Raw genomic sequence first — 17149 nt, 5'->3', positions numbered from 1 at the left:
AACACCCTCTACTACAGCACTTGCTCCTGAGTTACGTACCGCAAAACGCTCTCCAGCCATACCACGAATATAAGCTACACCACTGGTTGCACCATATAAGGCCACATTACCAATAATGACATTTTCATTTGGTTTAAAAGTCGCTTCTTTATTCGGTTGAATAATCAATTTACCACCCGATAAGCCCTTGCCAAAATAGTCATTCGCATCACCATGTACATCTAAAGTGATTCCTTTTTGGGCGAAGGCACCAAAAGATTGTCCAGCCCCACCGTTACAATGAACAGTATATGTATCGTCTTGTAGAGTGTTATTAAATTGTTTTGTGACTACACTGGATAAAATCGTTCCGACTGTACGGTCTGTACTTGAAATTGAGATTGTTTCAGCATGAGGCTTTTTCTCATTGAAATAAGGCTCAAACTTAGGAAGCAATGTCTTCATATCTACCGTTTTTTCAAGTTCAAAATCGTATGTATCTTTTGGCTCATAATGAATATTGTAAGGTGTCATTAAAATGTTAGAGTAATCCATATTCGCATCTTCATCCACTTCTAGATTGTCCGTATGGCCCACCATTTCATTGATTGTGTGATAGCCAAGCTCAGCCATAATTTCTCTTAATTCACGCGCAATAAACAACATGAAATTCATGACATATTCTGGTTTTCCTTTGAAACGCTTTCTTAATTTTTGGTTTTGTGTAGCCACACCAAAAGGACAAGTATCTAGATTACATACACGCATCATCATACATCCCATAGTAACAAGTGGTGCAGTCGCAAAGCCAAATTCTTCCGCTCCAAGTAAGCATGCGATCGCAACATCTTTTCCTGTCATTAACTTACCGTCGGTTTCAATTAAAACACGACTTCTTAAACCGTTCTCGACTAAGTTTTGATGGGCTTGAGCTAAACCTAATTCCCATGGAAGCCCTGCATGATGGATACTGCTTTGTGGAGCAGCCCCTGTACCACCATCATAGCCAGAAATCAAGACAACCGTAGCTCCGGCTTTAGCTACACCGGACGCAATTGTTCCAACACCGGCTTCACTTACAAGCTTAACACTGATTCGAGCTTTTGGGTTGGCATTTTTTAAGTCGTAGATCAATTGGGCTAAATCTTCAATGGAATAGATGTCGTGGTGAGGAGGAGGGGAAATCAAAGATACACCTGGAGTTGAATATCTTGTTTTCGCAATCCATGGATAGACTTTCTTGCCTGGCAAGTGTCCACCTTCACCTGGTTTTGCGCCTTGTGCCATTTTGATCTGGATTTCTTTGGCACTGACTAAATATTCTTCGGTTACGCCAAAACGTCCACTTGCGACTTGTTTAATAGCGGAGTTCTTTTCTGTACCTAAACGCTCTGGTTTTTCGCCACCTTCACCTGAATTGGATTTACCCCCCAAACGATTCATCGCAATCGCCATACAAGTGTGGGCTTCTTCTGAAATGGAACCATAGCTCATGGCACCGGTTTTAAAGCGTTTAACGATTTCGTATTCACTTTCTACTTCAGATAATGGGATTGATTTTCTAGTCTTTTTAAAGTGCAATTGACTTCTTAAATGGTGTTTTTGACTATTTGAATTCAATTCATTGGAATATTCTTTGAATAAATCATAGTCATTCGTTTGTGTAGCTCTTTGAAGTTTCACAATTGTTTCTGGAGAATATAAGTGATCTTCTTTTCCATCACCTTTTCTAAGCTTATGGAATCCAATGGAGTCAAGACTTGTATCGGTTGTAAGTCCTAATGGATCATAGGCACGATCATGGTGGTAGATCAAATCTTTTTCGATATCTTCTAAAGTGATGCCTTCAACTTCACTAATGGTGTTTGTGAAGTAAGTATCGATAACGTCTTTAGAGATTCCAATGGCTTCAAAGATTTGAGCACCTTGATAGGATTGAAGAGTTGAAATACCCATCTTAGCAGCAATTTTAACGATGCCTTTTAAAATGGCTTCATTATAGTCGTCGATGGCGATATTGACTTCTTTATCTAACATATTCAATTGAATCATTTCTTCAATGCATTCATGTGCTAAATATGGATAGATGGCGGTTGCACCATAGCCTAAAATTGTTGCGAATTGATGAACATCTCTTGGTTCACCACTTTCTAGAATGATGGATACATCGGTTTTCTTTTTGGTTTTTACTAAGTGTTGTTCTAAGGCAGATACAGCTAAAAGACTAGGAATAGCCATATGACCTTCATCAACACCTTTATCACTAAGAATCAAGATGTTAGCTCCATTTCGATAGGCTTTATCACATTCGATAAATAAGTTATCTAAGGCTTCTTTTAAGGATGTGCCACGATAGAATAGTAAAGAGATCGTTTCATTTTTAAATCCAGGACGGTTTAATTGTCGAATCTTATCCATATCTCGTGATGTTAGAATTGGATTGTTGACTTCAAGAACTGTACAGTTGTCAGATTTATCTTCTAATAAATTTCCGTCACTACCAATATAAATGGTTGTATCTGTGACCACTTCTTCACGTAAAGAATCAATAGGTGGATTGGTTACTTGGGCGAAGAGTTGTTTAAAGTAATGGAATAAACTTAAATGATTTTGGGAATAAATTGCCAAAGGAATATCGGTACCCATCGCACTTGTTGGTTCAAGTTTAACGCGGGCCATTGGTAAAATAATATCTTTTACATCTTCATAGGTATAGCCGAAGACTTTATAAAGAATATCTCTTTCAGGTTGAGAGTGGATGTGTGTTTTCTTGTCAGGAGCTGGTAGATCTTTCAGATATAATAAGTGGTTGTCTAACCATTCTCCATATGGATTTGAATGAGCATATTCATTTTTAAGGTCATAGTCTTCAATCAATTCTTTTTTCACAGTATCGACAAGTAACATTTTACCAGGCTCAAGTCTTGATTTTTTAACGATTTTCTTTTCGTCAATGTCTAATACACCAACTTCACTTGATAAAATCAACATGTTGTCGCTTGTTAGATAGTAACGACTAGGTCGAAGTCCATTACGATCTAATACGGCTCCTACTTTTTGTCCATCACTAAATAAAATAGCGGCTGGACCATCCCATGGTTCCATCATAGTGGCATAGTAGTGGTAGAAATCTTTCTTCTTTTGATCCATTGTCTGGTGTTTCCATGGTTCTGGAATCAAGATCATAACGGCTTTTTCAAGTGGCATGCCATTCATGACTAAAAATTCTAGGGCGTTATCTAACATGGCCGAATCAGAACCGGAAGTATTGATGATAGGTAAGATCTTACTTGAATTTTCATCCAAGAATTTTGAATGCATACTTTCTTCACGCGCTAACATCTTGTTGACGTTGGCACGGATGGTATTGATTTCACCATTGTGGGCAATATAACGGTTTGGATGCGCTCTTTGCCAAGATGGTGTTGTATTGGTAGAGAAACGTGAGTGTACGATCGCAATGGCTGATTTATAGTTTTCATCTTGTAGATCTAGATAGAATTTTCTTAATTGAGAAACAAGAAACATACCTTTATAAACAATGGTACGACTGCTTAATGATGCAACATACGTTTCTTTACAGCTTTTTTCAAATTCGCGTCGGATTACATATAGTTTTTGTTCTAAATCTTGACTGCCAGAAACAAAAGCTTGATAAATACTAGGCATACAATCTTTGGCTTTTTGGCCTAAGATGGAATCATCACATGGTACTTTTCTCCATGTGATGAATGTACATCCTTCTTGTTCGACAAGTTTTTCGAACATCTTTTTGTGTTGGTTCAACAACAATTTGTTTCTTGGTAAGAAAAACATACCGACACCATAGGTTTGAGGTAATTTGATGTTGTCTTTTTTTAATGTCTTACGAAAAAAGTCATCACTGATTTGAAGTAGAATACCAACTCCATCACCAACTTTACCGCTCGCATCTTTACCTGCACGGTGTTCTAGTTTTTCTACAATGTGCAATGCCTTGTCTAAGACATCATAGCTTTGTTTACCATCGATTTGGACTACGGTACCAATACCGCAGGCATCGTGTTCGATTTCAAAATTCATAATACACAACCTTTCTATTTGCCGCTGTCTCCATAGTTTGATAAATAACGAGCACTTGGATCGTTGACGTTGCAGCCTTGCCAATTTTTATTTGGCATCCAGAAATCTTTGATCATACCGGCCTGTTCAGGGTAGTACGATTCAAAGATCTCACGATATAATAGGGATTCTTTTGTGAATGGAGTACAGTATTTGTATTTTTTAATTTTTTCTTCAAATTCAGCATCTGTATAATAGCTTTCAGCATATTCTTTAATATCATCGCTTAAGGAGTGACCAACCGCATCGGAGAAGGCGGCTTTTTCACGCATTAAGATGTCGTAAGGAAGGATTTCGTCTTTTTCAAACGCATGACGAAGTAAATATTTTCCTTTATTGTAGGTGTTCATTTTCTTTTGTGGATCAATGGCCATAACGTACTTGACAAAATCTAAATCGCCAAAGGGAACACGAGCTTCAATGGAGTTTGTGGAAATACAGCGATCGGCTCTTAATACATCATACATATAGAGTTCGTGAACACGTTTTACGCTTTCTTGTTGGAATTCTTCAGGGCTTGGGGCAAAATCTGTATATTTGTAGCCAAACAATTCATCACTGATTTCTCCAGTAAGTAATACGCGAATGTTACTTTGTTCATGAATGGCTTTACAGATTAAATACATTCCAATACTGGCACGAATGGTTGTGATGTCAAAAGTAGCCAAAGTTTTAATGACGGGTTTGATGGCCTCTAAGACATCTTCTTTATTGATAATGATTTCATGGTGGTTTGAGCCAATAAAGTCAGCGACTTCTTTGGCATATTTTAAATCGATCGCATCCGTTTCCATACCAATCGCATAGGTTTCAATGGGTTTATTGAGTAATTTTTGACTGATGGCACATACTAGACTTGAATCTAATCCTCCACTTAAAAGGAATCCTAGTGGGGCATCGGCATCTAGTCTTTTCTTGACACCTTCCACTAATTTATCGTGAATGTTTGAACAGATGGTTTCTATATCGGAAGAAATCACTTTATCGACTTGAGTCACATCTAAGTAACAAGTAAACTTGCCATCGGCATAATAGTATCCTGGAGGGAATGGGAAGATTTGTTCGACAATGGAAACGAGGTTTTTGGCTTCAGAGGCAAAGACAATATTATGATTTTGATCATAGCCATAAAATAAAGGACGGATTCCGATTGGGTCTCTGGCGGCGATAAAATCGTTTTTCTTGGCATCATAAATAATGCAGGCATATTCAGCGTCTAGCTTTTTAAACATGTCTAAGCCATATTTTTCATACAGTGGTAAAAGAATTTCACAGTCGCTTTGGGAAATGAATGTATAGCCGGATTTTTCGAGTTCCGATTTAATTTCTCGAAATCCATAGATTTCGCCGTTACATACCACATAATTGCCATCTCTAACAAAAGGCTGCATGCCTAGAGGACTGAGTCCCATGATGGATAGCCTTTGAAAACCTAGATAGCCGCATCCGACTTCTTGAATTCTTTCGTCGTCTGGCCCTCTTGATAGGGTAGCTTCTAAAGCTTTGTGTATAGTATCTTTCGTTACTTTTAATGTTTTATATCCAATAATTGTACACATAAATTACATCTCCTTTATAGACGGAAAAACCGGGCGTATGCCGGTTTATTGAATTCCGAATAATAATTTTCCATATGTTGGAAATGGCCAATCACTATTAGAAGTAATGACTTCAAGTTCGTCGCATGGTTTTCTTAATGAGGCCATATCTTGGATAATGAAGTCTCTTACATAGAAGGCTGATTTTTCAAAATCATCAATTTCATGTAGTTTTTTAACATCGTTTTCAAGTGTTACCATAGCTTGGTAAGCTTCGGTTAAATATTCACTGACTTTTTTAGCCGTTTCAAGTTCATAGATTAAGTCGATACCGATGGCTTTTTTATTTGCGATTGTATCTGTCAATTCTTTAGAGAACTTACTTGCAGCTGGTAAAATGTCTTTTTTCGCAATATCTAACATTGTCAATGCTTCAATGTTGATTTGTTTTTCGTATTCATCCATTAAAATTTCATATCTTGATTCCACTTCTTCTTTAGATAAAACTTTTTGTCTTTCAAATAGGGCAATGTTTTCATCGGTTTTGAAGTATGGAAGGGCATCTGGAGTTGTCTTTAAGTTTAATAAGCCTCTAGATTCTGCTTCTTTAACCCAAGAATCATCATATCCATTGCCATTGAAGATAATGCGCTTGTGGTTTTTGATTGTATCTTTGATCAAGGCATGTAATGTACCTTCAAAATCATCACTGGCTTCAAGGATGTCTGCGAATTTTTCGATTTCATCCGCAATGACTGTATTTAACACAATATTGCATCCGGCAATACTTGAGTTAGATCCTGGCATTCTGAATTCGAATTTGTTTCCTGTAAATGCGAATGGAGAAGTACGGTTACGATCGGTTGAATCTTTAGGGAATTTAGGAAGAACGGTTGCACCAATCTTCATCAATTCTTTTTCTTTTCCATCATATGGTTTATCTTCTTCGATAGCTTTTAATACAGCGGTTAATTCATCACCTAAGAAAATAGAGATAATAGCTGGAGGCGCTTCGTTGGCCCCTAGTCTATGATCGTTTCCTGCCGTGGCTACGCTTAATCGTAATAAGTCTTGGTGTTCGTCTACGGCTTTAATAATAGCGGCTAAGAAGACTAAGAATTGTGCGTTTTCATGAGGTGTATCGCCTGGTTCTAATAAGTTGATACCTGTATCTGTAGATAAAGACCAGTTGTTGTGTTTACCACTACCGTTGATACCTTCAAATGGTTTTTCATGAAGTAGGGCAACTAATCCATGTTTTTTCGCAACTCTTTGAATCAATTCCATTGTCAATTGGTTGTGGTCAGTCGCAATGTTTGTAGTTGTAAAGATTGGTGCTAATTCATGTTGCGCAGGAGCTACTTCGTTGTGTTCAGTTTTAGCTAAGATACCAAGTTTCCATAACTCTTCATTTAAATCGGACATGAATTCTTGTACACGAGTCTTGATCGTTCCAAAATAGTGATCTTCTAGTTCTTGTCCTTTAGGGCATGGTGCACCAAATAAAGTACGTCCTGTATAGATCAAGTCTTTTCTTTGTTCATAATATTTTTGGTCAACTAAGAAATATTCTTGTTCAGGTCCTACGGTTGTTTTAATGGTTTGAACATCGTCATTGCCAAATAATTTCACAATACGTAAGGCTTGTTTATTAATGGCCTGCATACTTCTTAATAGCGGTGTTTTCTTATCTAGAGCGTGTCCTGAGTAAGAGCAGAAAGCGGTTGGAATACAAAGTACTCCGTTTTTAATAAAGGCATAGCTTGTTGGATCCCAAGCTGTATATCCTCTGGCTTCAAATGTAGCTCTTAAACCACCATTTGGAAAACTTGAGGCGTCTGGCTCACCTTTAATTAATTCTTTACCACTAAATTCCATAATGACTTTGCCGTCTTTATCTGGATTGATAAAGCCATCATGCTTTTCAGCAGTAACTCCTGTCATTGGCTGGAACCAGTGTGTATAGTGTGTTGCACCTTGTTCTAGGGCCCATTCTTTCATAGCGTGGGCTACCGCATTTGCGATTTTGATGTTTAACTGTTTACCGTCGCGAATGGTTTTTTCTAATTCGCGATAAGTATCTTTTGCGAGCTTTTCTCGCATAACAGATTCATCAAAAACTTTACTTCCAAAAATTTCTTCTACTTTCGATTTCATAATGGCTCTCCTTTACATAAAAAAAGGGCAAGGACATGAAAAAACATAAGGTTTGACCTATGTTTTCTTTGGCGTCCTTGCCATGTATGCAACTAATTATATTCGGATAATTGAAGTTGTCAATAAGAAATTGAAAAGAAATGTAAAAAATATTGAAAACAGTATGAAAATAGTGTATTAATTAATCGAGGTGAATTTTATGACATATGAAGATGTATTAAGTTTTTGCGAAGAACAAGACGTTCGGTTTATTCGTCTTTCTTATTTTGATATTTATGGTACACAGAAAAATGTTTCTGTTTTACCAACCGAATTAAAAAGGGCATTTACCGAAGGCATCAGCTTTGATGCCAGTGCCATTGATGGCTTTCTAGATGAAGTGCATAGTGATTTATTCTTATATCCAGATCCAAATACAATGTCTATTCTTCCTTGGCGTAGTATGGATGGAAGTGTTATTCGTATGTATTGTGATATTAAGTATCCAGATGGTACGCCTTTTGAAAGGGATGTGCGCTATATATTAAAGAAGGCAATCAATAAAGCCAAAGAGATGGGTATAAGTATCAATTTTGGTTCGGAATTTGAATTCTATTTATTTAAGCAGGATGAAAATGGTGAAAATACTTATGTTCCACTTGATAATGCGGGATATATGGATATTTCTCCTTTGGATAAAGGAGAAAATGTGCGTCGTGAGATTTGTTTGACATTATCGGAAATGGGGATTGATCCAGAGGTTTCGCATCATGAGATGGGGCCTGGTCAAAATGAGATTGATTTTCGTTATTCAAGTGCTTTGCAGGCAGCGGATAATGCGGCGACATTTAAATGGGTTGTTGAAGCTATTGCGAATATGCAGGGATTGGTAGCTGACTTTTCACCAAAACCTTTGCAGGATCAGCCAGGAAATGGGATGCATATCAATATGAGTGTGGATCAACATGAAGAGTTGTTGATGCCTTTTATGGCGGGTATTTTAAATCGTATTGAAGAGATGACAGCCTTTTTAAATCCATCCAAAGATTCATATAAGCGTTTAGGTAAGGATAAGGCGCCTAGCTTCATTTCCTGGTCCTATCAGAATCGTAATCAATTGATTCGTATTCCGGCTACGCATTCGACAAATCGTATGGAGTTAAGGAGTCCGGATTGTAGCTGTAATATTTATTTAGCGTATGCCTTATTGATTTATGCCGGTTTAGAGGGTATTGAAAAGAATATGATACCCGATCCTTGTACGGATATTGTATCAAGTGATACAAATAAGCTTCCTTTAAGTTTAGAAGAGGCAAAGTCAAAGGCGAAGTATTCAACTTGGTTAAAAGAAGTTTTAGGAAAAGATGTAGTGGATATTTATGTTGGGTAAGTGCGTATGGAGGCAAGTAAAGTATTAGTACTTGGAAATGAGAATTTCTTAGCTTTATTAAAAAATACGGCCAATTATCAATATGTGCTTTCGAAGACATATAATGATGCGTTAAATAAGTTAAGAAATACGCATTTTGATTTTGTTGTGGTGTTGTATTCGCAAACGACGAGTGGACTTTTAAATTTTGCGAAGAGTTTAAATACACAAGTTCTTTTGGTGTGCAATAAGGAAATCTATGATCAAGTTTCATATCAATGTAAAGATAGTGGTATAATAGTTCTGTCGTATCCCATCAAGAAGCAGTTGTTGTATGAAACATTCCAGATTCTTTTGAGTGTGAATAAGCGAATCCAGCTTTATGAAAAGAAGATCACAAAGCTTGAACAGAAATATTTAGAGTTGAAGATGGTGGATCATTGTAAGTTGGTTTTGATCTCAAATTATCATTGGAGTGAAGACAAGGCGCATCACTATATTGAAAAGATAGCGATGGAGCAGAATAAAACGAAATTCTTGGTGGCTAAAGAGTTATTAGAGGAGTTTCAAACATGAAAAAGATTCAAAAAACCAATGCGATGCGTTTTTTAGATCAGCATAAAGTAGAATATGAAGCGCATACGTATGAACATAAAGATGGGGATCCCGTGGATGGTGTGCATGTTGCGAATATGTTACATCAGCCAGTTGAAGCGGTGTATAAAACATTAGTTACCCAGGCCAACACAAAGGAATACTTAGTGTATATGCTTCCGGTCGAAAAGGAGCTGGATCTAAAGAAATGTGCCAAAATAGCCGGAGTTAAATCGTGTGAGATGATTCATGTGAAGGATATCAATAAGATTACGGGTTATATTCGTGGTGGATGTTCTCCATTAGGTATGAAGAAACAGTTTCGTACCTTTATTGAAAAGGATTGTTTAAATCAGGATAAGATTTATTTTAGTGCAGGTAAGATTGGTATGCAGATTGAGATGGATCCAAAGACATTGATGGATTTAATTCAAGTTCAAGCAGGAGATATCACAAAGGAGTAACATTATGTGGGCAAATGAGAGTGTATTTTATCAAATCTATCCTTTTGGTGCTTGTGGAGCTCCATTTGAGAATGATCATGTTCTAGAACATCGTATTCATAAATTAGAGGATTTTATTCCGCATTTAAAGAAATTAAAAGTTGATTGTATTATGTTGAATCCCATCTTTGAAAGTCGTACACATGGCTATGATACAACGGATTTTAAAACGTTGGATACAAGATTGGGTACCAATGAAGACTTAAAAGAAGTCATAACTCAATTCCATGAAAATGGGATCAAAATTATTTTAGATGCCGTATTTAATCATGTGGGACGTGATTTCTTTGCGTTTCAAGATGTTTTAGAGAAGAAATGGGATTCGCCTTATAAAGATTGGTTCTATATTGATTTTAATGGAAACAATCACTATGATGATGGATTCTGGTACCAGGATTGGGAAGGCAATGACATCTTAGTGAAGTTGAATCTTCAAAATCAAGATGTCGTGAATTATATATTAAGTGTAGTTGATTTTTGGCAAGAAGAATTTCATATTGATGGTTTAAGACTCGATGTAGCGTATTGTCTAGATAAAAACTTCCTTCAAACATTACATAATCATGTAAGTCGAGATTTCTTCCTTTTAGGAGAAACACTACATGGTGACTACAATCAGTGGATGAATGAAAATATGTTGGATTCAGTCACAAACTATGAGTGTTATAAAGGATTGTATTCAAGTTTTAATTCAGCCAACTTCTATGAAATCCTATATTCATTGAACCGTCAATTTGGCAAAGATCCATGGTGTTTATATACAGGTAAACATTTGTTTAATTTTGTGGATAATCATGATGTGGTAAGAGTCGCATCGATTCTAGAGGATAAAAACCAATTGCCTTTAATTTATACGATGTTATTTACAATGCCAGGTATTCCATGTATCTATTATGGTAGTGAATGGGGTATGGAAGGTACAAAAAATTGGAATGACACAGATCTTAGACCTGAAATCAAAGTATTTGAGTGGAATGAATTGACAGACTCAATTCAAAGATTAATCAACCTAAAACATACGCATTCAGCCCTTTCTTATGGTGACTACACGCAGATTGGCATCACAAACACGGCTTGTATCTATCAAAGACAAGATGAAAAGGAATGTCTATGGATCTGTATGAATATGAAAAATGAAGCACAGACTCTAGGTTTTAATGGACAAGGCAACTTCATTGACTTAGAAACGAATGAAGAACTACATATTAATAATGCATTTGAGTTCAAGCCTTATGAAGTAAGAATATTAAAGAAAGTATCGTAATTGATACTTTTTTCATATGGTATCATTTAGAAGAGGTATTTGTATATGGAAAATTGGATTCGAAATCATGATTCGTTTTATGTGACAAAAGAGGATCAAAAAATAAAATTTAGTGATGATTTTATCAAGTCAGAAGAAAGAGTGACTGGATTAGGTAAGGGTATTTATAATATTTATAAATATTTTGATACATATATTTGGAAAGAAGATAGTACGAATCATTATTATTTTGAGTGGATACCCAAAGCGGATGAGAATGTTAAAGAGGTTCACTGGCCGGATAGTTTTGTATGTGAAGATAAGGATGGCTATTCAACGATTCCTTATATGCAAGGATTATTGATTCCCAATCGGTATGAGTATGATTATAGTAAGATTGCCTTTGATGGTCAGTTTACAAGTTGTGCTGCCTATATGCCTTGGCTTAGTCAAACGAATAATGGAAAAGGGTATGTCGCAATTAATGAAACGCCATGGGATTCTAAATATAAAATTGATCATGATGATAGGGGTACACGACTTCAATTTGTGTGGTTGACAAGTTTAGGTAAGATGCGATATAAGCGTGTAGTTCGATATTCTTTTGAAAGTAATATGGATTATAATCGTGCATGTAAGATTTATCGAGAGTATGTAAAAGAAACGGGTTTATTTAAGAGTTTAAAGGAGAAGGAAGTCAATTTAAATAAAATATCAGATCTTCAGCAGTGTGCTGTAGTACATACAGGTATTAAGGCACATACGGAAAAGGATTCTAGATTCTATAATGGTCAGAAGGATGTGATTCATTCTTTTGATTCCGTAAAGGAAATGATTCAAAAGCTTCATAGTTTGGGTTCTTTTAAACTCTATCTTCATTTGGATGGTTGGGGAGATCCTGGTTATGATAATTTTCATCCGGATTATTTGCCGGCATGTATTGAAGCTGGTGGATGGAATGGTCTAGAGAGCCTTCAGAAAAGTTTGAGTACACAAAATGACTTATTTGGTTTACATGATCAGTATCGTGATTATTACTATAAGGCTAAAACACATAATGAAAATGAAGCCATTCAGTTAGAAGATGGTAGTGTGCTTGAACATGCCAATTGGGCTGGGGGAAGACAAAACTATTTGTGTGCAAGTCTAGCACCTAAGTATGTAAAAAGAAACTACACTGAAATCTTAAAACATATTGATTTGGATTGTGTATACTTAGACGTTTTCTCTTGTAATGAAATGGATGAGTGTTTTAATCCAGAGCATTTGATGACTAGAAAAGAGTGTATGGAATATCGAAGAGCTTGTTTTCAATTTATGATAAATAGAGGAATCATACCTTCGAGTGAAGAGTGTAGTGATTGGGCAATGCGTGAACTAGTATTTTCTCATTATGGGCCTTATGAATTTATGATGAAAGAAGAAAATGCGAAAAGAATGGGAATAGCAGTACCTTTATTTAATCTTGTGTATCATGATTGTTTCATACTTCCTTGGCCAATGGATAAAAAACAAGAAGACTATATGTTGTATGCGTTACTAAATGGTGGTATTCCATATGTCGTAAGAAATGCACCTTATGATAATGTGGATGGTAATTTTGGCTCCGATGGCTTATCCATAGAAGATCGAATTAAACGTGCAAATGTTGTTCTAGATTTTTATCAAAAAATCAAGAATGAAGAGATGGTTAAACATAGAATTATCAATGATCATATTCAACAGGCCACATTTAGTAACAACATCACAATTGAGATCAACACAAAAGAGAACACGTATAGAATTGTATGAAAAGATTAGGAATATTATTTCTTTTATTATTAACAGCTTGTACACAAGCACAACCCGAACTTAGAGAGACTAAAGAAGTTCAAGCATCAATACCATATTCAGATGAGGAATTGATTAAAAGCGCAAATGATCAAATTGAGGATGAACAATATTATGTGGATTCAATCACAATGCAGTCGGATACAGAAGTATGGTTTTCATTAAAGAATAAAGATTTAAACAAACAATATGTCTTTAAATATGAAAACAATGAATTAATTCCAGATAGATTAGTAGATAATGTACACTAAATGTATTGACTCAACTTTTAAGATGGCGTATTCTAAATTCAGTGATCGTTCTGTAGAAACTTGCGAAGCCTACAGGCGGGGAAGAACCTGCGGGTCTCTTCCTCTTTTTTTGTTTTTGAATTATATAAAATGGTTATATTTTATAAAAAATGAGTTCGTTTTCTTGACTGAAAATTATGCAAGAATATATAATTTTTTATATAGATTAGGTTGTTTTGGTTAGGGAGATACTTATGAATAGAATAATGAAAAGGTTTGGAGCGGTATGTATCAGCATATTCATCATATTCACACTGTGTATGCCTTGTTTGGCAGATGAAGCAGAAAAGACTATTCGCGTTGGATCTTTTGAAGATACTTTTAATTATGTGGATGAACATGGTGTAAGGCGTGGTTATGGATATGAACTAATGCAGGCTTTGGCTGGATATACAGGATGGAAGTTTGAGTATGTGAAGTGTGATTGGTCAAACTGTTTTGAAAAGCTTGAAAATGGTGAGATTGATATCATGGGTGATATTTCGTATACGGATGATCGTGCAGAAAAGATGTTGTTTTCTGAAGAGCCTATGGGTGAAGAAAAGTATGTTTTGTATGCGAATTTATTGGATAATGATATTGTGTCGTCGAATTTTAAGTCTTTGGATGGTAAGCGTGTGGGTGTGCTTATGGGTACAGAGCCTGAAAATATGCTTACAGAGTGGGAGAATAAGAATGGTATTCATACTGAGCATGTGAATATAAGTGGTAATAGTGATGTTGAAAAGAAATTGGCGAATCATGAAATTGATTGTTTTGTGTCTTTAGAAGAGTCGATTTGGTCTGAAAGAGGCATTTCTTGTGTAACTACAATTGGTAAGTCTGGCATTTATTTTGCGATGAATAAAGAGCGTAGTGATATTAAAAAGGAATTGGATTATGCGATGGGCCAATTGGATAAGGATAGTCCTTTTTTCAAGGCGGATTTGTATAAGAAATATTTTACTTTGGATTATACGCAGTTTTTAACGGGTGTTGAAAAGTCATATATTGAAGAACATGGTAGTATTCGAATTGGCTTTTTAGATAATGATCCAGTTGTCTTTTCTATGGATCAAAGGAGTGGTCAGCTTAGTGGTACACTCACTGAATATATCTCTTATGCAAGGGATTGTTTGGGAAATCATACGTTAGATTTTGATATAGTGGCATTTGATGATTACGACAAAATGATCAAAGCGTTACAGAATCATAAGATTGATGTGATTTATTATGCGAGTCGAAATCCTGATTTTGCCGAACAAAACAATTATGCTCTTACCAACACGGCTTGGACGTATAGTTTAATGGCGGTTACGGATAAGGAAAATTTTAATGAGGATGAAGTATATACGGTGGTTGTACCAAAGAACAAAGTCGCTTTGAAGCAGCATATTGCGTATAGTTATCCGCAATGGAAATTGGTGGATTGTGAAACGATGGATGAAGCTTCAGAAATGGTTGTGCATGGAAAAGCGGATTGTTTCATCATAGGTACGAGTCAGGCTTTATTGTTTGATAATTATAAGAATTTAAAGAGTATTCCTCTGACAAAAACGATGGAGGTTTGTTTTGCGGTTAAAGATGGTGATGCAACACTATTATCCATATTGAATAAGACGATAAAGGCTATGCCTTCAGATATGTTGACCAGTGCGATTGCGATGTATGAGAGTACGGCGGATAAGGTTACGTTTTATGGGTTTTTAAAGGATAATTTGAAAGAGGTTCTGGTCTTAGCGCTATGCATAATAATTATTATTCTCGTACTTTTACAAAGGGCTAGAATTGCTTCTGAAAATACGCAAAAGTTAAATGATAAACTAGAGATTGCACTTAAGAAGGCGGAGGATGCGAGTCTTGCGAAAACACAGTTTTTACATAACATGTCGCATGATATTCGTACGCCTATGAATGCGATCTTGGGATATTCAAAACTTATGGAGAATGAATTAGAGGGCAATGAATCTTCTAAGGTTTCAGAGTATTTAAAGAAACTTCAAAAGTCTGGTAGTGTTCTTTTGTCGATTTTAAATAATATTCTAGATATGGCTCGAATTGAGAGTGGTCGTATGGAAGTGGATGAAAACTATGCGAATGTTGAGGATGTTCGTCAAAGATTGTTTGAAATGTTTGAGGATGAGGCGAAGAAAAAGAATATTCATCTTGAATACAATATAAATGTAGTGCATACGCATATATTGACGGATGTGACAAAGGTAGAAGAAGTGTTTGTGAATATTTTAAGTAATGCCTTAAAATATACGCCTTCAAATGGACAAATCAAGGTAAGCGTGGATGAATTAGAATGTGATGAACCTGGATATATGATTGTTCGTACAGACATTACGGATACAGGTATTGGTATGAGCCAAGAATATCTAGAAAAGATTTTTGATGCGTTTACACGTGAAAGAACAACGAATACAAGTGAAATTTCTGGTACGGGTCTTGGTATGGCCATTGTTAAGAAATATGTGGATCTTCTTGGTGGAACAATCGATGTAAAGAGTGAACTTGGTAAGGGTAGTACTTTTACTATAACACTTAAGCATAAGATTGCGGATGCATGCTATTACCTAAAAGAAAAGAATGAAAATAGTGATTTAGATTATGAAGGTCTTGATGGTAAACATATTCTTTTAGCGGAAGATAATGATTTAAATGCCGAGATTGCGATTACTATTTTAGAACGTGCTGGACTTAAAATAGATCGTGTAGAGAATGGTGTTGAATGTGTGAATAAGGTCATAGAAAATCCTTGTGGAGCATATGACTTGATATTAATGGATATTCAAATGCCTAAAATGGATGGGTATAAGGCTACAAAAGAAATTAGAAACCTACAAGATAAGGATAAGGCTAGTATACCTATTGTTGCGATGACGGCCAATGCGTTTGAGGAAGATAAGAAAAAAGCATTCGATGCAGGTATGGATGGTCATATCGCAAAGCCTATCAATATTGAAGATTTGTTTGTGGTATTAACAGATATTATAAATAAACACAAAAGCTAGAGTCTTATGATTCTAGTTTTTTTTGTACAAAAAGTAAAATTTTTTAGAAAAGCCTCATTTTTTTACGTATTAGAGTATGTAGGCAAATTGATGTTTTGTATTTATTGCACCTAGTTGATTAAATAGTCAAATCCTTCTTTGTAGTTAATAAACTAAGATGAAATTGTTTCTTGTCCTATGACATAAAAGTGATGATAGTTCTTTCAAATATCGATACAAACTGAATTCAAAGATTTTTATAATGAATCATTGTTTAGTAAAGTAATCAAACTACAAAGAAATATACAAATCGACATTATGATATTTATAGTTCTAGGTGAACGGTTAAATGCCTACTAGAAAAGAGGTGCTCATGCGTAGCGCAAATTTATTAAATGATTTCGCCTTTAAGTATGTTTTTGGCGAAGATTGTAAAGAGGCCAATGATGCCTTAAAATCATTGCTCACGGTATTTTTAGAAAGGAAGGTTGAACATGTCGTTGTAAAGAATTCGGAAATGGTAAAAGACTATAGTAAAATGAAGAGTCCACGATTAGATTTATTAGTCGAATTTGATGATCAAACAACGGT

11 protein-coding genes are annotated in these 17149 nt (G+C 35.7%); 8 read left to right on the top strand and 3 right to left on the bottom strand.

Going from position 1 to position 17149, the window contains the following annotated elements; genetic code table 11:
• The 3 genes from gltB to Q0F04_RS08480 form a co-directional block, all read right to left on the bottom strand.
• The coding region (gene gltB / locus Q0F04_RS08490; protein ID WP_295752321.1) for a glutamate synthase large subunit at positions 1-4041 on the bottom strand (4041 nt) is incomplete at its 3' end.
• Between the two features lie 14 nt (positions 4042-4055).
• On the bottom strand, positions 4056-5639 hold the full coding sequence (asnB, locus tag Q0F04_RS08485; protein WP_295752318.1) for an asparagine synthase B: 1584 nt from the start codon (positions 5637-5639) through the stop codon (positions 4056-4058).
• 45 nt (positions 5640-5684) lie between these two features.
• Complete coding sequence (locus tag Q0F04_RS08480; RefSeq protein ID WP_295752315.1) at positions 5685-7775, bottom strand: glutamine synthetase III; 2091 nt, start codon at positions 7773-7775, stop codon at positions 5685-5687.
• Positions 7776-7974: 199 nt separating this feature from the next.
• Here Q0F04_RS08480 and Q0F04_RS08475 point away from each other — a divergent pair, with 199 nt between their 5' ends.
• The 8 genes from Q0F04_RS08475 to Q0F04_RS08440 all read left to right on the top strand — a co-directional run.
• Positions 7975-9144 carry a glutamine synthetase family protein gene (locus tag Q0F04_RS08475; protein ID WP_295752312.1) on the top strand — a complete coding sequence of 390 codons (1170 nt, stop codon included), beginning with the start codon at positions 7975-7977 and terminating at the stop codon, positions 9142-9144.
• Positions 9145-9150: 6 nt separating this feature from the next.
• Complete coding sequence (locus Q0F04_RS08470; protein ID WP_295752310.1) at positions 9151-9699, top strand: ANTAR domain-containing protein; 549 nt, start codon at positions 9151-9153, stop codon at positions 9697-9699.
• Positions 9696-10181, top strand: a complete 486-nt coding sequence (gene ybaK / locus Q0F04_RS08465) for a Cys-tRNA(Pro) deacylase (RefSeq protein WP_295752308.1) — start codon at positions 9696-9698, stop codon at positions 10179-10181. The genes Q0F04_RS08470 and ybaK overlap by 4 nt, the downstream gene beginning before the upstream one ends.
• A 4-nt stretch (positions 10182-10185) precedes the next feature.
• A complete protein-coding gene (locus Q0F04_RS08460; protein WP_295752305.1) occupies positions 10186-11484 on the top strand; it encodes an alpha-amylase family glycosyl hydrolase in 1299 nt (432 codons plus the stop codon).
• Positions 11485-11529: 45 nt separating this feature from the next.
• Entirely contained in the window at positions 11530-13254 is a 1725-nt protein-coding gene (locus Q0F04_RS08455) for a DUF5696 domain-containing protein (protein ID WP_295752303.1), read from the top strand.
• A complete protein-coding gene (locus Q0F04_RS08450; protein WP_295752300.1) occupies positions 13251-13544 on the top strand; it encodes a hypothetical protein in 294 nt (97 codons plus the stop codon). Before Q0F04_RS08455 ends, Q0F04_RS08450 begins: the two co-directional genes overlap by 4 nt.
• Before the next feature lie 233 nt (positions 13545-13777).
• Entirely contained in the window at positions 13778-16579 is a 2802-nt protein-coding gene (locus Q0F04_RS08445) for a transporter substrate-binding domain-containing protein (RefSeq protein ID WP_295752298.1), read from the top strand.
• Between the two features lie 352 nt (positions 16580-16931).
• Positions 16932-17149, top strand: a 218-nt coding sequence (locus Q0F04_RS08440) for a PD-(D/E)XK nuclease family transposase (protein WP_295752296.1), incomplete at its 3' end; no start/stop codon positions are given.

This window comes from uncultured Holdemanella sp. (assembly GCF_934772795.1).
Lineage (GTDB): Bacteria > Bacillota_I > Bacilli_A > Erysipelotrichales > Erysipelotrichaceae > Holdemanella.
Note: the sequence above shows the minus strand (reverse complement) of the source record. Positions and strands in the feature narration are given on the sequence as shown.